A 19,861-nucleotide genomic window follows, 5' to 3' on the forward strand; every position below is an offset into this window, starting at 1 on the left:
GAAAGATATGGAAACAACGCGTTTCTGTTCTGCCGGGTTTCCTCGCGGCGCGCCGCATGAAACTTACGCTCAGTTCTGCGGAATCCCGGTGATCGGCAAGGCCGACACCACATCCCAAACGGTCTGCTGCATGAGGTCCGCCAAGTCCGGCCCTGGTGCGATTGCCGGGGTCCCATCGGCGCGATCCAACTGCGCTGGCAGACCCACCGGCGAGCGTTGATACAGAACTGCATAATGGGTGAGCGCGACAAGATAAGCGCCCAGATCGTTGATGTGGATCGGATCAATCGAACCATCGTCCAGTCGCGCAAAAAAGTCTTCGCGTGACGTGATGCCGTCAACACCGGATCCCGCTTCGATCCTTCGAACAAGCTCGGCCATCACGCGACCTGCCGGGATCACGTGGATCGGGCCGTCGTCTGGGTTGGCGGCCATGGCTTGCGCGAGCAATATGCCTTCCCAGTACCGCTCCGGGTCCGTATCAAGCCGCGTCAGCCAGCCTTGCGGGTCGGTGAGGTCATGCCATGTTTCGTAGAGAAACACGCGGATGTCCGGGTTGCCATCACGCGCTGCAGAGACCCATTTCTCGAGATAGACCGGAGCATCGAAATACTCGATGGCCGCCTCGACTTCGACCATCTCGGTCAAGACGAAGGCAGTGTAGTCGCCGCTGGCCAGTGCTTCTTTCGCATCGCGGAAATGATCATGCGCGTTCTCGACGTCAAATCCCTGGATCGGTTCATCAGGTTCCCAATGTGCCTTGAGCGGCGTGCCCCATCCAAGTTGCGAGGCATAGTCGTGCTGTGCCAGTTGCGCCAGCATCGCGGGCATGTCCCGGCCGACAAGCGAGTGTCCAAGATGAAACACCGTCAAAGACCCATTGGGCGGCGGCAAAGGGGCCTCGTACCGTGCTGCCAGTTCTTCGGAGGTCAGGGCTCGGGGGCCGCCAAGATAGGACCACGCAGCAAATCCGCAGGCCAGCGCGGCCAATCCTGCGATGATCAATTTGGTGCCGGACGTGGTCACGCTTGCCGCCGAGCCCGCATTTCGCGGCGTCGGGCCATTGCATCGGCACGGATCTGGGCGCGATCCGCTTGTTCCGGTCGTGCCATCGGTGTGACATCGGCCGGACCACGGGCAGGCTGCTCGGTTCCGCCCAGCTTGGCCACGCGATCCGCCAAAGCCGACAGGGTCGGAAACTGGAAAATGTCGGTGATCGACAGCTTGGCCACGTCCAACCGGTCGCGCAAGCTGCGGTGCATCTGAACCGCCAAGAGTGAATGACCCCCAAGATCGAAGAAGTTGTCTTCGGGCTGAATCGACTGAACGCCCAGCACCTCGGTCCAGATCGCGGCGATGCGCAAGCGTAGCGCCTCGTCCGCCTGTCCCGAGGACGGAACGGGCGCTGCCACTTTTTGCCTGGGGCGCACATCAATGACGGTTGGTGCTGGCAACGCCTTGCGGTCGATCTTCTGGTTTGGCGTGACCGGGAAGGCATCCAGCGTCATCACATGTGCTGGCACCATGTAATCGGGCAAACGGGCCATAAGGCTTGTGCGCAGGCTCTTGGTGTCAACCTCGGTGGTGGCGGTGACATAGGCCACCAGACGCACATCGCCGGGTGTGTCTTCGCGGGCCAGCACAACGGCATTGGTGATCCCCGGGAAGGCCTGAATTGCGCTTTCAATCTCACCCAGTTCAATCCGGAAGCCGCGCAATTTGACCTGGGTGTCGGCACGTCCGAGGAAGTTCAACCGCCCGTCAGGACGGCGCTGGACCAGATCGCCGGTGCGGTACATCCGACCCGGCGCAAACGGGTTGCCGCGGAACCGGTCTGCGGTCATCTCTTCGCGCTGCCAATACCCACGGGTCACACCGTCGCCGCCGATCCAAAGCTCGCCCTCTTCGCCGATCCCGACCGGATTCAACGCGTCGTCGAGAACGTAAAGCTGGGTGTTGGCGATCGGACGTCCGATATTGACAGTCGCCTCGTCAGAAGTGGCAACTTCAGACGACGACCAGATCGTCGTTTCCGTTGGACCGTACATGTTCGTGATGGTCGCCTCGCTGGCTTTGGCGAGGTCTGCAACCAATGCACCGGGAAGGGCCTCACCACCGAGGAAGAGGTGTTTGAGACCGCGCAGGTTCGCGCGCGCATCATCATCCATCGCAATCATCCGCGCCATGGACGGGGTGCATTGCATGTGGGTCACCTTGTGACGTGCCAACATTGCGGCAATCGAGAAGTCGGTGTCTTCGTGATCAAGCGACGGCGCAGATTGGCGCACGACCTCGGCCAGAGGTCTGAGACCCGCCAGCACCTGATCGGTTTCGATGCCATAGTCGATCAGACACGCAATTTCCGAAACGCCGATTGCCGTGAGCTGTTCAACGCGGGCCAAGGCATCGTCGATGGTGCCGAACAGACCGGAGTCGTTGAAGTACCGCTCAAACGCGAAATCCAGGATGCCTTCGAGGTCATCTTCGCTCAGATCACCCAGGTTCAGTTCAAAGGCGTTTTTCACACCCTCAGGTTTCTTGAAGGCCGGGAACGCCCAAGCGTATTGCTTGATCAGACCAGCCGCCGAGCGCAGGTAGTCTTTCATCGGTTCGCGCGCGATTTCACGAGCCTGATCCCGAGTCTCGGCCAGACAGGTGTGGAGCATCAGAGTGACGGTAAAGTCATCCGGGTTGTTCCCTGCTGCGCGCAGCGCGTGGCGATAGAGTGTGATCTTGTCAGCCACCTCGTCGATGGATTGGCCCAAAAGGTGCGTCAGAACATTGGCCCCGTTCGCGCCTGCCTCGCGCCATGTCTCGGGATTGCCTGCCGTGGTCACCCAGATGGGCAATTCCTTTGACACCGGGCGCGGTTGCGTGACGACCTCGTGCATCTGACCGTCCTTGCGCGGGAAGGCCACAGCTTCGCCACGCCAGAGTTTGCGCACCTTGTCTATCGCGTCGAACATCGCGGGTTTGTTGTCCGGGGGCGTGTTTTCAGGACGCAGGACAAAATCGTCAGGCTGCCAACCGCTGGCGATAGCAAGACCTGCCCGGCCATTGGTCAGGTTGTCGATGACGGCCCATTCCTCGGCGATGCGGGCCGGATGGTGGAGTGGCGCAACACAGCTACCTGCACGGACGCCGATATTCTTGGTCACACCCGCAACGGCAGCGCCAGTGACCGACGGGTTCGGATAGGGGCCACCAAACGCATGGAAGTGGCGTTCCGGCGTCCAGACCGCGCAGAAGCCGTTTTCATCCGCAAATTTCGCGCCTTCAAGAAGCAGGCGGTACTTGTCCCGTCCGACACCATCGTCGTTGCCCCAGTAATAGATGGAGAAATCCATCCCATCACCGCGCTTGCGCGCAGCACCGCCAGAGATGATGCCACGCTGACTGGTGCTTGGCAGTACGACCTTGATGCCACGCGCCATCGTGTAAAAGAGTTCAAGGACCGAGATATCGAAACTCAGGCTGGTGACCGCCAACCACGCCGCACGGTCGCGATCCGAAACAACGGCATCCATGCCGGCGTAGAAGTTGATCACGTTGCGATGTTCGACCATCACCCCTTTGGGCAACCCGGTCGAGCCTGAGGTGTAAATCACATATGCCAGATTCTCGGGTGTAGCGACCGGGTCCGGGTCTTGCGTCGGGGCGGATGCAAGTCGGGGGTCACGGTCGATCACAAGGATCTCTGCGTCCGTCTTGGGTAGCTCGTCGCGGAGTGCGTGCTCGGTGATGACAACGGTCGCGTTGCTGTCGCTGAGGTAATGCGCCAGACGGTCCTGCGGGTAGTCAGGATCAAGCGGCAGATAAGCACCCCCGGCCTTGAGAATGCCCAGCGCCCCAGCGACAAGGTCGGGACCGCGCTTGCAATGCAGGCCGACCATCGTGTCGGGACGGACACCGATACCCCGCAACGTATGCGCGACGCGATTGGCGTGTTCGTTCAACGTGGAAAAGGTGATCTCGCTGTTCTCGAACACGAGGGCGATGGCATCAGGCGTGCGGGCGACTTGGGCTTCGAATGCGGCATGCATGGTCGTCGGTCCATGTGAAGGGACCGACGTTGCATTGAACGTGGACAGGATGGCGTGCAGTTCATCTGGCGGCAACCCCACAGTGTCTGCCTGTGCGCTGCCCGTTGTCAGGTTCTCTGCAATCCATTCCAGCCGGCGGATCAGAACCGCAGCAAAATCCGGCGCGATCCTGCCTTCGTCCACATGTGCGGCAACGGAAGCGCCGGTCAGGTCAAAGGTGATCGCAGCGCCGGGGATCGGCCCGGACTTCAACGCAATTCCAAGTGCGGGAGTCCTCACCGAGGAGAGCCGCGGATCGCGCCGGGGCAGGTCGGTAGCAAAGCCTGCTTCGACAGTCGGCACCCCATCATCAAGTGCGTCCACAGCGACCGGAACCCATGGGCTGATCAACCCGAACCGGCTGCTTTCCATAAGTGTCGCGTTGGACAGCGCAATCACCGTCCCGGCGGCAGGCGAAAGGCGCTCTGCAAGACGCCGAAGCGCAGGAGCGAATTGGGCTTGCGGGATCGACGTATCGTACGTTGTGATCGCTGTCTTCTCTGTACGACTGAAGGGCAGCGAAAGCGGGACCGCACTGGAAAGCGCGCGCCTCAAACGGCCTTCAGCTTTGGCCACCGGGCGCATCCGTTCGGAGATCGCGGCACGGTCAGTATCGGACAGGGACGGAAGAACTTCTCCGACTTTGGCGTGATCTGTCGCAACAACCGGTTTTCCATCGACGGCAGTCAATCCAGACAAACGCAACGCACCGTCCGCAAAGGCGACCGTCAGGCTGGCCTCGTCAACGGCAATGACAGTTCCAGGGGCCGCCCTGCTTTCGGTCTGGGCGGCGTGACCGATATTGAGGATCACTTCCCCGATGAGCAGTTTAGGCGTGCAGAGTGGGTTCCAGTAAGAGCCATGGTCAAGCGCCTGAATCAACCGCATGGCCTTGCCCGACGTGTCGTCGAACCGAAGAATGCCGTTCGCTTCAGGGCGATCTGTCAGGGCGTGGTAGCTGCGCTGGGCCACGTCCTGCACGCGACGTCCGGGCAGACCTTCAGTCAGTTCCTTCAGCAGATCCGGAAAGCTGGTCAACCCGGCTTCATAACACTTGGTGTTGAGGGACAGTGCCGTGTCATGGGGCGAAATCTCGATCTCGCGCTGAACGAGGATATCGCCTGTGTCCACGCCATCATCGATGAGGTGCCACGTGATCCCGTGGGTGTTTTCACCCTCCATCAAAGCCCAAACGGGCGCGTTCAGCCCGGCGCGCTTCGGCAAGGGTCCGTCATGGAAATTGACCGCGCCTTTGCGACCGAGTGACAGAATGTCCCTTGGCAAAATCTTGAGATTTGCAATGCTGAGAACCCAATCAACCTCAGTTCCGGCAAGCCGGTTGGATATATCAGGACCGTGGGGTTCGCAGCGAAGATTTCGGGTCTTGGCCCATTTTGACAGGTCCTTGTCGTCCGTCACCAACGCAACCAGCCTGTGCCCCTGCGAGACCAATGTCTCTGCACAGTGGAGTGTCAGGCTTTCGTCGCCAATAACGATGCAGTCAAAATGGGTCATGGATCAATCAACGCTTGTCTGTAAGGAAGTCTCGGAGGGCAGACCGATGGCACGGATGGACGCATCTGGTGTCGGACGCAGCAACGCCCGCAGGTCATGTACGACCATATCCCGGAGAAAGTGCTTCGCCCCTGGTTTGGGTTTGCCTTCGATGGTCCGCCGCAAACGCCACAGGACCGTCCCCAGAACCATCAGGGCCGTCGCGCTGATGGCATAGGCCCGGCTGTGGTTCTTGCTGAAGTAATACCAACGGCTTTGGTACCAATAGGACGGAGTGCGCTGCCAAGTGCCCATGCCGGTCGACACTGAGCCGATGTGGCAGACACGGCTTTCGCGGACAAAATGCACCTCGTGTCCTGCGCGGTGGGCGCGCAGACACAGGTCGGTTTCCTCGAAATACAGAAAGAACGTCTCGTCAAAGAGGCCTATTTCGTTCAGCGCACTTCTCCGAACCAACATCGACGCACCGAGGATCCATCCGACGGGGCCAGAAGTTTCGGGGATGTGCAACGGCAAGACGTGCTTTTTCAACAGACGCGTGACAGGGCCAAGACGCACAGAGGACTCGAACTCTGATGCAAGACCGGGAAAGCGAAACGCGCTGCAATGATCTGCGCCGTCTTCGCCATAGACCCAGCTGCCGACGATGGCCACTTTGGGATGGTCGTTCATATAGTCCACCAGCGCCGAAATCGCGTTTGGCTCGACTTGGGCATCCGGGTTCAGGATGTAAATGAATTCCGCCGTCGGGCAGATTTCGAGACCAGCATGAATCCCGAAATTGTTGCCTGCGCCGAAGCCGGCGTTCCGACCAGATTGCAACACCTGAACATCAAGATGCGCGGGCCATTCCACGGATCGGGTCGCGTCGATCATGCGCTGGAATGAGCTATCGGGAGAGTCGTTGTCGACAAGTACAATCGCGCCCCCACAGTCAGCCATGGCTGCGGCGGCCGACTGTGCGGCAAGCACGGCCAGATCCGGTGTCTTGTAGTTAAGAACAACGACAACGATGTCCGTCATGCAGGTTACTCCGCTGCCTCGGTGGCTTTGAATGAAAACACCCGACCCTTGCCACCAAGGCTGGCTTCGGTCGTGGTAATGACGTTACGCAAATAGCTGGCAAGAACCCGCACGTTTGGTTCAAGGACCATGCTGTCGTGGTCGCCGGGCACTTCGAATACTTCGATCTGCGGGGTGTGTTGTCCCCAATCGTTGTCATCAAAGAGATATGCCCGTTCGTGGTTCACAAGCTTACCGCCCGATACCGTCCATGTGCCGACCAATGGCGGTCTGAACAGGGCGATGCGACCCGACCACGGCTTGACCTCATAGGTGGCAACCGCCTGCAGGAAGGCCTGTTCAATCTCGGCATTGTGGAAGCTGTGCGCGGCCCGCGTTTCCACCGTCGTCTTGCGTTTCTCGATTTCCCAGCGGATGCGATTGCGCAGCCAGACATAGGGATAGGCAAGGCCTTTGCGGCGGGTTTCCTGCATCTGGATCAGCAGACGATCGGTGCGGGCCAAAGGCCGCCTTTGCGGCAAAGGCGTATCGAGCAGCACAATCAGTGCCACTTCGTCACCCATGGCCTGAAGCTGGTGCGCGATCTCGTATGCGGTGATCCCGCCGCCAGAGAAGCCGCCGACATAGTATGGGCCTTCCGGCTGCACCTGCTTCATTTCGGCGATATAGTCGCGCGCTGCGTCCTTGATGGACATATGCGGGGTTTCGTCCCCGTAGAGCCCTCGAGCCTGAAGACCGTAGAACGGTCTGTCCGATCCCAAAAGCTGTGCAAGGTGCCGCAGGTTCAGCACATTGCCGAACATGCCAGCGACAAGGAAGAACGGTGACTTCGGACCACCCTCGCCATCATGCATCGCAACGATATGCTTGAAACGACGCGTCTTGGGTTTGGGTTTCGCGTCGCTCTTCTGGGTGGTGTCGGTGATGCCCGTCCGCTCTTTGATGAGGGACGCACAGGCTCGAATGTTCGGTGCCTCGAACAGGATCGAGATTGGGAAATCGACGCTGTAGGTCTTTCGGACCTTTGCAAACAGACGCACCGCAATCAGCGAATGGCCCCCAAGGTCGAAAAAGCTGTCTTCGACGCCGACATTCTGAACGCCCAACAGGTCTTCCCAAATCCCGACCAGCGTTCGCTCGATTTCGGTTTCCGGCGCAACGTAATCGCCGCTCAGTTGCGGACGGTCGAATTTCTGCGCATCGGATTTCGCATCGGTGGTGATTCCGGCCTGTTCGATCAGCGCATCCATGTCCAAAGACGATACGAAGATCTGCGGCTCTGTCCGACCGAGCGCGCGAAGGAAAGCGTCTGCCCCTGCTTCAGGCAGGATACCTTGCGACAGGTTATGCTGGAAGCGTTCCTCAGCCGGAGACAGCGGCTGCTTCGATTTGCTGAAATCAGCAGGCTCGAACTCTGACGCACTGACTTTGACCGGCGCCGAGAGGGCGGACATGTCTGACAGGCGCTTGATCGAAAAATCCTGGATCTCGATGCAAACCGTTCCGTCGGGCATGGCGATCGTGATGTCGAAGGATGCGGTTTCATCCGCGTTGCGGTTGCTCCCGGACGAGCGAACCCAGCTGACAACACGTTCGGGCAAGCGATGATAGACGCGCACATTGTCATATGACACTGGCACCCACAGCTTGTCCGCGCGATATCCGTCGATCAGTTCCATCGCCCAGCCTGTCGCGATATCCAGCAAACCGGGGTGCAAGTGCAGGTCCGTGTCACCCGATGCCGCTGCATTGAGCGAAAGATCGGCAATGCCTTCGCCCTTTCCATAGGCGCAACTGTCCAGAACCTTCCAACGCGGTCCAAAGGACAACTGCGTTTCCTGCGCAGCCGCAAGCTTGTTGCCTGTGCTTGCTGTGCGCGGAGCACCGCAACGCGCGCGAATGGCAGACAGGTCGATGGGTTTTGGCTGCGCCTCGGGAACAAGGGACAGATCCGCGGTGACAATTGGCGTGAAGCCGTTTCGTCCGTCCAGCGTGCAACTGCCCAACACGTCCATGTGATACCCGTCATCCCGCCGGGACAACCGAATGCGGATATCACGGTGCCCCCCCTCGGGCACATGCAAGGGTCTGAGAAAGGTCATGTTGCGGATGGCAAAGCTGCTGTTCTCGCCCTGTCCACGCAGCGCTTTTGACGCAAGGGTCAGATAACCGGCACCGGGGAAAAGCGCGTCGCCCTGTTTCGTGCGGTGTTGGTCGATAAACCAATCTTCACTGGTGTACCGCGCTTCGAAAATGCGATGCCCCGACGGATCAAAGCCCGTCTTGTCCAGTAATGGCAAATCCACCGGCGTAAAGGTAATGGGGTCGGTGTCGCCGATACGGTCAGCGAGGGTGGTCGCCGCCATACCGACTTCGGCCCAGATGCCCCAATTGATCGCAAGAACACGGGTCGTGTCGCCGAGCCGGGACTGCGCGTAGGCATTAAGGTATTCGTTCGCCGCAACATAATCGATCTGACCGGCCGGCGAGGTTTGCGTCGAAGACGACGAAAACAACACGATGAAATCCGTCGAGCCGTCAGGGAACAATTGATCCAGCACCTTGGTGCCGTAAATCTTGGACGAGAACACCTTTTCGATGGACCCCGTCGATTTTGCCAGAAGGGGCGCATCCTCCATCACCCCGGCTGCATGGATGACGCCGTCGATACGGCCATACCGAGCGATGGTGTCTTCGACGACAACCGTCATATCGGGCAGGTTGCAGATATCGGCCGCATGCGCATGGACGATGGCGCCAAGCGCTTCGAGCTCCTGAACGGCGCGAATGCGACGGGACAGTTTGTCCTGAGGCGCATGGCGCTCGAGATACCGATCCCAGACATCGCGCTTGGGCATGTCGCCCCGGGCAGTCAGGATCAGCCGGCATTTCTGCGCCGCCAGCGCCTTGGCAACCGTCAGCCCGATGCCGCCAAATCCACCGGTGATCAGGTATGTCCCACCGGGCCGGATGGACGTGTCATTGGCGGGTTTCAGTGCCGTCTTGTGAAGCGTCTGTTCATAGCGACGCCCGGATCGGAACACGGCGTTCACAGAGGCGGGATCGGCGATCATCTCTTCGATGATCTGGTCGGTCAGTTCCTCCCACGCGCGGCGCGTCCCTTCTTCATCAGCGATCCGCCTGAACAAGGACTTTGTCGGTTTGACGGGAAGAACCAGATCGACCGAGGACACGGCAAGCCCGGGCACCTCGCGCGGGATCACGCGAACCGGTCCGGCGATGATCGCCTTTTCCGGCGAGACCAGTTTTTCATCTCCGAACGAGGCCGCGCCGTTCGTGAACACGGTGATCTGTGTTGGTTTCGGTAATGTATCGTCGGCAATCGCCTGAGCGATGAACATCAACGAATAGAAGCCGTGCTCCTGCATGCGGTGAAAGAAGCTGGACCCGGGGCGATGGCTGGTGTCCTTGGTGACGCCCCAGAAATGCGCGATGCGGCTGGGCACCAGACCACGGGACATCATATCGCGGAAGAGCAGATCATACCCTTCGCGGCCCCGTTCGGGGGCCAGCACGTAGGTGGTATCATCAAGCCGCGCAAAACTGTCGCCCGGCCAGACCTCGACAATGGAATGGCCCGCGGCGCGCAAGCGTTTTGCTGCTGCCGAGGCAACGCCGGAATCGTCCATGAACACAAGCCAGCTTTGCAGGTCCGCGCTGGCCAGTTCGCTGCGCACGTCCAAAGGTGCAGCGGCGTATTTTGGCCGCCACGCCGTTTTCCAACCCCAATTCTCGACACCGTCGATCCGGGTCAGGAAGCTCGACACGGACTGTGTCTGTGGCTGCCCCGGTTCGATGAAATAGCGGGTTCGCTGGAAGGCGTATGTGGGCAAGGGCACTCGGTTGCGCCGTGCCTCACCCCAGAATTGATCCCAATCGAAATCCCCGCCCAAAGCCCAGATGCGGCCCAGCACTTCGAGCATGTGGCGATCGTCTTCGATTTCTTCGTCCGGATGACGCAGGCTGGAGAGAACCTGATTTGCTTGAATACCTTCGCATTGCCGCGCCAAGGCAGACAGGGCCTTGCCCGGTCCCACTTCGAGGAATATCCGATTTTGCCGGTTGGACAGAGTATCAAGACATTTGGCGAACTGCACTGTGCCACGCAGATGCGACACCCAGTAATCTGGACTGGTCGCCTCGGCCTCGGTCATCATCTCGCCGCTGCCGTTCGATGTGATCGCGATTTGTGGCGGATTCAGAGTGATCTTCTGCAGGTAGGCCCGGAACCGATCAAGGATCGGGTCCAGCATCCGGGAATGCGCCGCGATGTCGATCGGGATGCGCTGAAAGTCGATGTCCCGGCGCTTGAGTTCCGTTTCCAGCGTCATCAAAGCGGCGCTGGGTCCTGACGCGACGCTGAGCCCCGGGCTGTTGACGGCTCCAAGATCAAGCGCATCGCCCAGCAATGGTTTCAGCTCTGAAGCAGGAAGCGCAACCGACAGCATGCCACCCTTTTCGACCGTGTCGAACAGTGTGCCGCGCAGGTGCACAAGGCCGATGCAATCTTTAAAGGACATCACCCCGGCGACACAGGCCGCCGTGTTTTCCCCCATGGAGTGCCCGGCCACAGCGGTCGGCTGGATACCCCAGCTCATCCAAAGCTGTGCAAGCGCGTATTCGACGATCATGATGAGCGGCAATTGCAACGACGGTTGCCGCAGGGTCTGATTGGCCTGCGCCTCATGCCCCGGTTCAGGCAGCCACAATGCCCGGATGTCTCGCGATTCGAGCGTTTCCAGATGGTCCAATCCGCGATCCATCCATTCCGCAAAGACCGGCTCAGTCTCGTAAAGATCGCGCGCCATACCGGCGTATTGCGCACCGCCGCCGGGGAACAGGAACACCACATCAGGCCGCGACAAGGCGTCATGCGAATGAAAGCGGCGCGGGTCGGTTTGCTCCAGCAGCATCGCCGCCTCAAGGTGGTCTCGCGCCACAACGACGCGGCGCTTTTCAAAGGCGCGGCGGCCTTTCTTCAGCGTCCACGCAACATCCGCAAGTGCCTGTTCCGGATTGGCCCGCAGATGCGCGGCCAGACGCGCAGTGTTCGCGTCAAGGGCCGCCTTGGTGCGACCAGAAACAGTCAGGATCTGGAACGGCCAGTCGCTGGCTTCGGATTGCTGCGCTTCGGGCGCTTCCTCAAGCACCACATGCGCATTTGTGCCGCCGACACCCAAAGAGTTCACACCGGCGCGGCGGGGGTGATCGCCCCTGGGCCAATCTGTCAGGCGGTCGTTGACCCGGAACGGCGAGTGTTCAAAATCAATGGTCGGGTTCGGTTTTTCAAACCCAAGGCTGGGCGGCATCTGGTGATGATGCAAGGCCATCGACGCTTTGATCAGGCTGGCCACGCCGGCCGCGGTATCAAGATGCCCGATATTCGTCTTGACCGATCCGATCCGGCAATGCCCGACCTTGTCGCTTGTGGCGTGAAAGGCCTGCGTCAGGGCAGCCACCTCAATCGGATCACCAAGATAGGTGCCTGTGCCATGGCATTCGACATAGTCGATGCTGTCGGCTGTCACGCCCGCGATGGCGTGTGCCTCTGCAATGGCGTCAGCCTGTCCCTCCACCGAGGGGGCCAGATAGCCCGCTTTGGCCGCACCGTCATTGTTGACTGCGCTGCCCTTGATGACCGCCCAGATATGGTCGCCATCCGCCAGCGCATCAGACAAGCGGCGCAACACCACAACCCCCGCGCCCGAGCCAAATACAGTGCCCTGTGCCCGATGGTCGAATGCATGGCACTGGCCGTCCGGCGAGAGGATTTCGTTTTCCTTGTAAAGATACCCCTGACCCTGCGGCAGTTCGATGGTCACCCCACCCGCCAAAGCGATGTCGCATTCGCCATTGAGAAGCGACTGGCAGGCATAATGCGTCGCCACCAATGACGTCGAACACGCCGTCTGCACGCTGACCGACGGTCCGTCCAGATCGAAGATGTGGCTGACACGGGTGGTCAGGAAGTCCTTGTCGTTGCCCGTATGGCGCAACAGAAACATACCAGTGCTGTCGACCAGATCGGGGTTGGAGCACAGATTGAAGTAGAAATAGCTTCCCATGCCACAGCCGCCGAACACCCCAATACGACCGTCATGGCGATCCGGCATGTGCCCCGCGTTCTCAAGAGCCTCCCATGCACATTCCAGAAACTGGCGGTGCTGCGGATCCATGATCGCGGCGTCCTTGGGGGACAGACCAAAGAATTCTGCATCGAAATGGTCGAATTGATTGAGCCGCGCCGCGAATGGCACGTAATCACGGTGCCGCAACAGGCCCGGCGGCACTCCTGCCTCGGTCAGTTCGTCATCGGTCAAGCGGCGGATCGACGATACACCGTCCCGCAAGTTTCGCCAGTATTCCGCCAGCGATGCCGCCCCTGGCAGGTGGGCGGACATGCCGACAATGGCGATGTTTGCATCCGCGACCGAATGCGGTGCGGTTGTTTCTTTCGTCATGGCCGTACCCTATTCCCAGCTTACGGTCAGTATTACATAAATATGATCAAAGTTGGGCGTGCAGCCGCATGGCAGCCCTACTCTTTAGTTAAACCACTATCCTGCATCATTGCGCCGCGAGTTCGGCGACCGCATCGAAATTGAACCACAAGGCCGAGACGATGATCGCCGCAGCAACGCAGGCGTAGACGACATCGTGTTTCGGATCCCATGCCCGCGCATGTCGGGCCAACCAAACAACAAACGGATAGGCGGCCAATCCTGCGATGCCCTGCCCAATAAGCGCCCCGAACAAGCCCCCAAAGCGCAGCCCGACATAGAGACATCCAAGTGTCAGGACGGCGCGTGCAGCCGAGAGAACGAAAAAGCGGCGCGAATCGCCGGACGCAAGCGCGGCTTGTTCATACGTCATCACCAGGATCTGCGGCATTTGCATTGCCGCGATCAGAACCACCACCGCACCGGCCATCAGGTATCGCGGATCATACATGATATCGATCAAAACGACCCCAGCAACCGAAAGGCCCCCCGTCAGTGCCATCATTCCTGCGGTCAGCGAAAACCGCATTTTTTGCAAGCTCCGGAAATTTTCCATGCTCTCGGATGGCGGACGTTCCCGATAGAGCGGGATCAGCAGTTTCCGGGTCATCATGCTGCCCATCAGCAATGGAAAACTCGCAAGGAAAAAGCCGATATTGTAGATGCCGAATTGCTCAAGCGTCAGGAATTTGCCGATCAGCAGCTTGTCACCCTGCATGTAGAGAAAACCGCAGATCGTGCTGAGAAATATCCACTTTCCAAAGCTGATCAGCTCATCCGCCGCTTCGCGTTCCCACTGAAAACGGTTGCGCTGACCGGGCAGAAAAACGTTGTACGCGGTAAGCACCAGAATAGACGAGATGATACCGCTGATGACAAGCGCCCAGACGGATTCGAGATACCAGGCGAGGGCGATGGTGATTACTACGGTCACCGCCTGGACAGAAAGGTCGAGACCCGTCAAGCGCCCCATCAGCAGATGCCGGTTCGCGCTATCAAGCCGGGTCGGGTTAAACCCCGTAATGAACAGGGTGATCCCCGCACAAGGCAGGATCCACGCCAGCAGCGGTTCGCCATAGAGAGTTGCGACAGGTATCGCCAAGAGACAGGCTGTGAGCCACAAAAGGACCCCCCGAATGACCTGAATCGTCCATGCGGTGTCGAGGAATTTTTGATCATCTCCGCGCTTTGACTGCATGATCGACGGGCTGACCCCAACATCCGAGAACATGGCGAGGCCCTGCATGATCACTGACACAAGCGCCATCATGCCGAATGCCTCGGGGAAAAGGAGGCGCGTCAGGATCAGGTTCGAGGCAAGACGCAAGACCTGCGCCATGGCGTATCCGCCAAGCGTGAAAACAGAGCTGCGCATAAAGCGCGCGTCAAGCGAGCTGCCACGAAATTTTGATACCAGCGCTTGCATTACCGTCCCCGGGTCCAACCGTTTGCATTGCCGCCGGTCAAACGAACGACCAGCGCGACACCGGAATAAACGGCAAATCCCAGTGGATCGTGTAGTGCCAGCTTCATCTTTTCGCGGATCGGGAAGTCGGGCTTGTCATCGTTGCGCAGCAATTCGGGATAATACTCCCGGATTTCATCCACTCCTGCGTTCTGACGACGCCGGACCCGAACCAGATTGCTCCACCCCTCGACCAGCGGCCAGGTATAGGTCGCCGGGACGGCAATACGCTCTTCTGGCAGGAAACTCAGCCGGACAAATGTGTCGTCAGAGATGATGTTGGGAAACGTGCCCCACCGCATCCGGCCCGCCGCGTTGACAGCAAAGACACCTGCCCCAGGAACCCCATGTTTCATGAATGGCACCTGTGCATAGATGCGGGCATAGGCGCGGGTGGCCCAGGTTTTTGGCGTCGCAAGGATCAGAGTGCCGCTGGCATAGCGCGCCTGCGGCGTATCAAGCGCTGTGTAAATCTGGCTGATCAATCCTTCGGAAACTTCTACATCGGCATCGAGATAAATTCGGATCGGCGCACGCGCCACATGGTCACCAGCATTCAACGCACCCAGCTTGCCACCTTCCTTGCGGTCGAGCACTTGCAGAACAAGCCCCTTTTCCGCAAAGCGCGGTCGCATCTCAAGCGCGGTCTCGGCGGTCCGGTCGCGGCTGCCATTCGAGATCACAATTGTCTCGAACGGCACGGCATGGGGCCAAGCGCTCTGCAAGACCTTTTCAAGGCACTGACCGATCAGAGCCTCTTCATTCGAGGCCGGGATCAGGACACTGAGTACCGGCAAGGACTCGGCTGTGGGACCGCGTGAGTTTGGCGGCATAACGAGGAACTTCCTATACTTCCAGGAACCTGCGGATGGCGCGACGTTGCATAGGATATTGTCAAATTTAAGGATAGCGGGAAAAGCGTGCCCTAATTCTCGTTTGTCACCGCATCCATTGACCGCAACACGCGCCACCGCGGATTGTCATCATTCAGGTGTCGCAACGCACCCCAGCTTCCCCACTTGCTCGGCGCTGCAACGTCGACAAAGGCGTTGAACGGGCTGTCCGTCAGACTTGCCCAGGCATCCAACGCATCCCGATACAGGTCTGCCATCTGTTCCGAGTAGTTGAAGGCGATCAGGAAATCGACAAGCCGTTCGTTATCGACCGCCTCCCACTGAACAGCAGCATGAGTGCCGCCCTCGTACATCACGAGTTGCAACCCATAACGTGCTGCAACACCGGCGTGATAGGGCCATAGGGTGTCCGTCATTTCCTTGAGTGACCCGTTGCGAACCCGTTCCGCAGCAAGATCGTCCATCCCATTGAACCGGTTTTGGGAAATGTATTCGCGCAAAGCCACACGCGCCAACCCACGCGCCTTTCCATCGGCCTCTGCCTGTGCGGCCGCGTTTTCAAGGGCGTCTTCCAGCGTTTCAGGCTCCCCCAGTTCATATCCGAAATACCCGGTGACAGCATAGGCATCGAACATATCCACGGGTTTGAACCCCAGTTCCTCCTGCGCACGCGCACCAACCAGAATGGCTTGTTCCAGCTCTGGCCAGCCGGTTTGAACGGTCACCACGCGCCTTAAACGACGTGGTGCGTCCGTGCCGAACACATCGGTCCAGATCGCCATGACGGACGCGGCGCGAAGCCCGTAATACTGCATCCAGCCATCATCGCTGGCGCCCCACAGTGCTTCGGCCTGTTCGCCAGACCAACGGGCTTGTTCAAAAAGAAAGTTCCACACTTCGTTGGAGTATTCGACATAGGCGATACGGCCGGGATCCAGATCAGCCCTGACCAATTCCGCAAAACGCCGGACCAGATCATCCTCGGCGAGATGCGGTATGTTGAACCAGGGATCGGCCCCAATCAGATTGGCAAGGTCAATCATCACAGGGAGTGGAACACCTCGCCAGACATATGAAAAATCGGTCTCTTTCGGCATCTCCTCCCACGTCTTGATCGGTGAGCCGTTGGTGAACATCCAGTCCATGAAACGCAGTTGTGCAACCCCTTCGAGCCGGTCCAACCAATCTGGATTGAACACCGCACCCGCCTTGAACGCATCCATGTGTATTTCGGGGACAATGCGAATGTTCCGGATGGGGTCCGCGGGGTCAGTCGCATCGATCGCGACTCCAACCGCGCCAGGGCCAGGTGCGTAACTGAAAATGCGAAGCCCAGGTTCGCGTTTGATCACACGCGCCCGTCCCGTCACAGTCAGATCCCCCTGACCGTCATAGGTCAGGACATACCGTCCGGACAGGTGATGCGCCTCTGGCGGTTGATCGGTAAGAACAAGGCTTTCCAAGCGTGTCACGCCTTCGGGAATGCGTTGCGGCCAGCCGGTGTCATCAAAAACACCGTCAGCCATCATGTCTTCGAATTCCACGCCACCCCACTGGTTCGGCAGATGCCCGATCCAGGGTCGCCCGGTTTTCATGACGTCAAGAAATGGATGTTGTGTGGACCAGTCGGCAATACCGTTCAAACCAAACGCAATTCCAGTCTTCCCGGTTGCGGCCTGAGCGTTAGCGATCCCTCCGAACAGGGAAAGGCAGGCCAAAAGCAGGAACACCGCTAGAGATTTTTTGAACATGCGCGCCTCGATCCTTGTTCACATCCGAATATCAGAGCTGATTCGATATCTCTTCTGTTTTTCGACAAATCTACCTCGATAGCGTATCGACAAGCGACTGGCGCAACGCTTGCGCGGCCTCGGCCCTTTGACGCGCAAGGGCAACTGTCAAGTTCTCGGTGACTCCCACCGGCAACGCAACTGGCGTGTCCCGTCCAATGCTTGGGGACGTGTCGCGCTCCACGCTTGGCAAAAGCTCCCCCGCATCATCAGGTTTGGGTGCAGAACCCAAAACCGCGTCTGGAAATGCCTCTGTCGCGGTCTGCGCTACTGACGTGAACCCTTCCAGCGCAAGGCGATCTGCAACTCTGTTGAGTGCTGCTTCGGACGGCGCTGGGTCGAGGTCGGGCAAGACCGCAAGCGCGATCTGAACAAAAGTGATGCTGTCGGCATGCGTCACCAAATGATCGACGAGTTCCGAGACGGCAAGACTGCGCTCTGGTGCAGTCAAAGGCGGGTCGTCGGCAAGGTCATGAAGGGCATCGAAATACCGCTGATGCGCCAGATAAGATGCAAAGGACGCTTGCCAGCTTTGTTTTTCGTGATCTGTTCCCCGCAATTCGATCGAAATGGCAGCAAGTCTGTCTGGGTCAATATCGGGACCACTCTTGTCTTGGTCGACAGGCACACGTTCCGCCATGGCCAATTCGGCAGCAAAATGGCGCGATAGTCCGGGAAAGAGGGTGTCCCCCGACTCCCCGACAAGCCAGGTCAACCTTTGATACAGTCGGAGCTGCAGTCCAACGGGCAAAACCGAAAAGGCATTCAAAAGGTCGATCTTGGCGCTGTTGGGCACGTCCGCCTCATGTTTCATTGCCGCGATCAGCAGGTCATCGAACGGATTGCAGTCACCCAACCTGAGCGCGCCCGGATCCGCAGTTGCATCAAACATCTCTTCAAATTGCGTCCAATTCTGGCGCTCCTCTTCAACCGGATCCCAAACCAGAAAAGCGATACGCGCTTCTTCAAGCCGCCCTTCCGAAAGGAATTGAACAACCAAGGCGTCTTGAAGCGCAATCGCATCCTGATCGACGAGAACCGTATCATCGGGTGCTTCGTCATGTGCCGCATTCGGAGGTCCACCAAATGTGGCCCAGATCGCGTCGGACCATGCGCACCTGTCGTGCTGCGGCGCCGATGAATTAGCTTCGGTCTGTTCGCGATCGACGACCGGCGCGTTCCGATGTGCCGGAACCGCAAGTTCCGAGAACCCGCTGATATGCGCAGTTTGTCCGATCTGCGCGGAGATTGTCTTGTTCAGGCGATCCAAGACAGAAAAATCGAGCGCAAAAAGGCCGCTATCGTCGACCGGACGCCACGTCTGGTTGGGAAGAACGCCGGTCAGATTGGGGAGTAGCGGAAGTTCAGCCGCCTGAAAATCGGGTCGCTCCGAGATATCGATGATGACCAGCCCCGGAGACCCAAGCGTGGCAATTGCTTCGCAATTGCAGTTCAGAACAATCTCAAGGCCGTAGTCCTTTGGGATCACTGCGGTCACGCGATTTGCGTTGAGGCGGTCAAACACCCTGCTGCTGTCCACCGTCGAAAGACCGGGTGTAAAGGCAAGGTGGTACCGCCCCTGTCCCGTCGTTTGTGTCTGCACATCTGACAAGATTTGGTCGGTCGAAACGGTCAGACGGGTGAAGCCGGGATGTTCTCCACCGCGCACGACTCCCGTGGCGGCGGAAACGGCCTGCGGCCCGGCGAGACAGAGACCAATCAGGAGGGAGCCACACAATCTACGCATTGGTTTTCAGAGACCGAATGGCTTCATCCAGTGCCGCGAACCCGGGACGGTAATGATGGGGAATGTTCTGTCGGGCAACCTCAAGACACATCTTCGGAGGATGTTGGTGAAGGTGCGAGACAAAGACTTCCTTGATGGTCCGGTAAAAGTTGATGTCGTCATCAGCAGCAGCTTTCACCTTGAGAGCAAATGGTGCGACCAGACAATACGCGAGGAAAACCCCAAGAAATGTGCCAACCAATGCGCCGCCGATCAGTTTGCCCAGAACCTCGGGCGGTTGATCGATGGACCCCATTGTCTTGATCACACCCAGAACGGCGGCCACGATGCCAAGTGCAGGAAGCCCGTCCGCAACGGATTGGAGCCCGTGCACAGATTGTTCGAGGTGATGCTTGGTTTCCTCTATCTTCTTGTCCAAAAGCTCTTCGACCTGCATCGGATCGTCATAGTTCATCGAGGCCGAGCGCAACGTATCGCAGATGATGTCGAGAGCGGCATGATCCTTCAGAAGCTTCGGAAATTGTCTAAAGATTTCAGACTCTTCTGGGTTGTCGATATGGGCTTCCAAACCGACGGGGTTTTTTCGGGCCAGGTTGATCAATTGATAGAGAACCTGCAAAAGCTGATTGTAATCTTCAGCCTTCCACTGGCTGCCTTTGAAAACCTTCAACGTGTCCTTGCCCGTCTGTTTGAGCGACGCAAAGGTGTTCGCAACGGCAAACGCGCCAATGGCCGCGCCGCCGATCATCATCATCTCGAAAGGAAGCGCCTTGAGAATGATGCCCAGCTTTCCGCCTGCCAGAAGATAGCCCCCAAACACCATGCAAAAGGTGAAGGCGATGCCTGCAACTGCAATCATTTGGT

General features: G+C 58.9%; 9 protein-coding genes. All 9 read right to left on the reverse strand.

Annotated elements, in window-relative coordinates; genetic code table 11:
* Positions 1–69 precede the first annotated feature (69 nt).
* Positions 70–1,026, reverse strand: coding sequence for a hypothetical protein (locus tag ACMVPR_RS16505; RefSeq protein WP_416883770.1), 957 nt, complete (start codon positions 1,024–1,026; stop codon positions 70–72).
* Positions 1,023–5,597, reverse strand: coding sequence for a MupA/Atu3671 family FMN-dependent luciferase-like monooxygenase (locus ACMVPR_RS16510; protein ID WP_416883771.1), 4,575 nt, complete (start codon positions 5,595–5,597; stop codon positions 1,023–1,025). Before ACMVPR_RS16510 ends, ACMVPR_RS16505 begins: the two co-directional genes overlap by 4 nt.
* 3 nt (positions 5,598–5,600) lie before the next feature.
* On the reverse strand, positions 5,601–6,620 hold the full coding sequence (locus tag ACMVPR_RS16515; protein WP_416883772.1) for a glycosyltransferase family 2 protein: 1,020 nt from the start codon (positions 6,618–6,620) through the stop codon (positions 5,601–5,603).
* Positions 6,621–6,625: 5 nt separating this feature from the next.
* Positions 6,626–13,102: an SDR family NAD(P)-dependent oxidoreductase gene (locus ACMVPR_RS16520; RefSeq protein ID WP_416883773.1), complete on the reverse strand. Its 6,477-nt coding sequence runs from the start codon at positions 13,100–13,102 to the stop codon at positions 6,626–6,628.
* A gap of 106 nt (positions 13,103–13,208) precedes the next feature.
* Positions 13,209–14,516, reverse strand: coding sequence for an oligosaccharide flippase family protein (locus ACMVPR_RS16525; RefSeq protein ID WP_416883774.1), 1,308 nt, complete (start codon positions 14,514–14,516; stop codon positions 13,209–13,211).
* A gap of 50 nt (positions 14,517–14,566) precedes the next feature.
* On the reverse strand, positions 14,567–15,403 hold the full coding sequence (locus tag ACMVPR_RS16530; protein ID WP_416883775.1) for a glycosyltransferase: 837 nt from the start codon (positions 15,401–15,403) through the stop codon (positions 14,567–14,569).
* Positions 15,404–15,531: 128 nt separating this feature from the next.
* Positions 15,532–17,211, reverse strand: coding sequence for a hypothetical protein (locus tag ACMVPR_RS16535; protein ID WP_416883776.1), 1,680 nt, complete (start codon positions 17,209–17,211; stop codon positions 15,532–15,534).
* A gap of 70 nt (positions 17,212–17,281) precedes the next feature.
* Positions 17,282–18,919, reverse strand: coding sequence for a hypothetical protein (locus ACMVPR_RS16540; RefSeq protein WP_416883777.1), 1,638 nt, complete (start codon positions 18,917–18,919; stop codon positions 17,282–17,284).
* Between the two features lie 70 nt (positions 18,920–18,989).
* Complete coding sequence (motA, locus tag ACMVPR_RS16545; protein WP_416883778.1) at positions 18,990–19,856, reverse strand: flagellar motor stator protein MotA; 867 nt, start codon at positions 19,854–19,856, stop codon at positions 18,990–18,992.
* Between the last annotated feature and the right edge of the window lie 5 nt (positions 19,857–19,861).

It is taken from the genome of Marivita sp. (assembly GCF_048006345.1).
Classification (GTDB): Bacteria; Pseudomonadota; Alphaproteobacteria; order Rhodobacterales; family Rhodobacteraceae; genus Marivita.

What these genes read in the sequence shown, in the direction of transcription:
- ACMVPR_RS16515 (WP_416883772.1), bottom strand. Translation starts at nt 6,620, where the DNA reads ATGACGGACATCGTTGTCGTTGTTCTTAACTACAAGACACCGGATCTG.
- ACMVPR_RS16535 (WP_416883776.1), bottom strand. Translation starts at nt 17,211, where the DNA reads ATGTTCAAAAAATCTCTAGCGGTGTTCCTGCTTTTGGCCTGCCTTTCC.
- ACMVPR_RS16520 (WP_416883773.1), bottom strand. Translation starts at nt 13,102, where the DNA reads ATGACGAAAGAAACAACCGCACCGCATTCGGTCGCGGATGCAAACATC.
- motA (WP_416883778.1), bottom strand. Translation starts at nt 19,856, where the DNA reads ATGATTGCAGTTGCAGGCATCGCCTTCACCTTTTGCATGGTGTTTGGG.
- ACMVPR_RS16510 (WP_416883771.1), bottom strand. Translation starts at nt 5,597, where the DNA reads ATGACCCATTTTGACTGCATCGTTATTGGCGACGAAAGCCTGACACTC.
- ACMVPR_RS16525 (WP_416883774.1), bottom strand. Translation starts at nt 14,516, where the DNA reads ATGCGCAGCTCTGTTTTCACGCTTGGCGGATACGCCATGGCGCAGGTC.